The sequence below is a fragment of the Herbaspirillum sp. B65 genome, assembly GCF_000333555.1.
Classification (GTDB): domain Bacteria; phylum Pseudomonadota; class Gammaproteobacteria; order Burkholderiales; family Burkholderiaceae_D; genus Herbaspirillum; species Herbaspirillum rubrisubalbicans.
In genome coordinates, this window is record NZ_BADI01000597.1 from 1 (window position 1) to 2,095 (window position 2,095).

Sequence of the window (2,095 nt, forward strand, 5' to 3'; positions counted from 1 at the left end):
CTCTGCGTAACGATATTCCAACTCCACCGCGCGTAAAAACAACGATTTGATCTCTTCGCGGAATTCAGGAGTCCACAGGTGCGGGTTCTCCATCTTCACGGTGTTGATCAGATCGATGCCGAAGTTGCAGTGCATGGATTCGTCGCGCAGGATGTATTGATACTGCTCGGCCGCACCCATCATCTTGTTCTGGCGACCCAGTGCCAGGATCTGCGTGAAGCCGACGTAGAAGAACAGACCTTCCATGATGCACGCGAAGACGATCAACGACTTCAACAGCTTCTGGTCATTCTCCATCGTGCCGGTCTTGAACTCGGGATCGGTCAGCGTATCGATGAAGGGGATCAGGAACTCGTCCTTGTCGCGGATCGATGCGACCTCGTGATAGGCGTTGAAGATCTCGGCCTCATCCAGGCCCAGCGATTCAACGATGTACTGGTAGGCGTGGGTGTGGATGGCCTCTTCAAAAGCCTGGCGCAGCAGGTACTGGCGGCACTCGGGCGCGGTGATGTGGCGATAGGTACCCAGCACGATGTTGTTGGCGGCCAGCGAGTCGGCGGTGACGAAGAAGCCCAGGTTACGCTTGACCAGACGACGCTCGTCTTCGGTCAGGCCGTTCGGATTCTTCCACAGCTCGATGTCGCGCTGCATGTTGATCTCTTGCGGCATCCAGTGGTTGGCGCAGCCGGCCAGGTACTTGTCCCAGGCCCACTTGTACTTGAAGGGCACCAGTTGGTTGACGTCGGTGTGGCCGTTGATGATGCGCTTGTCGGCGGCATTGACGCGACGGGTGGTGTCGACCTGCTCGCTGTTGCCGGCCATCAGCGCCGGGTTCAGTGCGGCGTTGGCTTGACCCAAGGCCGGTTGCAGTTGCGGCTGCAGGTTCGGGGTGCGCGGCGCCTGGGCCGGCTGCTTGACTTCATCATCCCAAGAAAGCATCTGTGGTTCCTCTTTACTTGATCGGTAGCTGCCGGCAGGTCGGTGACCGTGGCACGGCGGATATCTGGGGTCTATCAGGTGACAACGGCGCATCCGGTGAAGTTCACCGAGATGCGCCGGCTAGGGTGGGTGGGACTTGGACAGTGTAGCTGCCGTCATCTCGGATGACCTTGATCATCCTCATCAGCAGGCCGTCTGGCCCCACCCGGATTGCTTGCTTACTGGCAGGCCTCGCACTCTTCGAAGCCCGGGTCGCCCGGACGCATGGTGCAGACCGGACCATCGGCTTCGATCGAAGCACCGGGGTTCGGCATCACGTAGGCAGCCGATGCAGCAGCAGCCGAAGCGATCGGTGCTGCCGGCACAGCCGTACCCGAGGCCGATGCCATCGCACCCGCACCGCCGTCAACGGCCACGGCGTTCAGGGCACCCGCACGGGAAGTGGACTTCTCGGTATGGGTGGCGCCGATGGTGCGCAGGTAGTAGGTGGTCTTGAGGCCACGCAACCAGGCCAGCTTGTAGGTCTCGTCCAGGCGCTTGCCGGAAGCACCGGCCATGTAGATGTTGAGCGACTGGGCCTGGTCGATCCACTTCTGGCGACGCGAGGCGGCTTCCACCAGCCAGGACGGATCCACTTCGAAGGCGGTGGCGTAGATGTCGCGCAGGTCTTGCGGGATGCGGTCGATCTTGGCCAGGCTGCCGTCGAAATACTTGAGGTCGGCGACCATGACTTCATCCCACAGGCCGCGAGCCTTCAGGTCACGCACCAGATACTCGTTGATCTCGGTGAATTCGCCCGACAGGTTCGACTTCACGTACAGGTTCTGGTAGGTCGGCTCGATGCAAGCGGACACGCCGATGATGTTGGAGATGGTCGCCGTCGGGGCGATGGCCACGCAGTTCGAGTTGCGCATCCCATGTTCGGCGATGCGGGCACGCAGGGCAGCCCAGTCCAGGGTCTCGGTGGTATCGGTTTCCAGGTAGCCGCCGCGCTCTTGCGCCAGCAGCTTCAGGGAGTCCTGCGGCAGGATGCCGCGATCCCACAGCGAACCGCCAACGTCGATCTGGCTGCCCGCGTGAACCTGTCGCCGGCCGCCTGCCTGGAACGGGTGCGCAAGCTGCAGGAGGCTGGCTACATCCTGGGCTANGCGGCGCA

At 61.8% G+C, this 2,095-nt stretch carries 2 protein-coding genes and 1 pseudogene; 1 reads left to right on the forward strand and 2 read right to left on the reverse strand.

Annotated features, from left to right (window positions below):
* Both I5W_RS14120 and I5W_RS14125 read right to left on the reverse strand, forming a co-directional pair.
* The coding region (locus I5W_RS14120; RefSeq protein ID WP_044529704.1) for a ribonucleotide-diphosphate reductase subunit beta at positions 1 to 939 on the reverse strand (939 nt) is incomplete at its 3' end.
* A gap of 218 nt (positions 940 to 1,157) precedes the next feature.
* Positions 1,158 to 1,991 (reverse strand): annotated as a pseudogene (locus I5W_RS14125) (ribonucleoside-diphosphate reductase subunit alpha); the annotation flags it as partial.
* Here I5W_RS14125 and I5W_RS30810 point away from each other — a divergent pair.
* On the forward strand, positions 1,935 to 2,095 hold a 161-nt coding region (locus I5W_RS30810; RefSeq protein ID WP_148289112.1), incomplete at its 3' end, for an Lrp/AsnC family transcriptional regulator. The pseudogene I5W_RS14125 and the gene I5W_RS30810 overlap by 57 nt on opposite strands.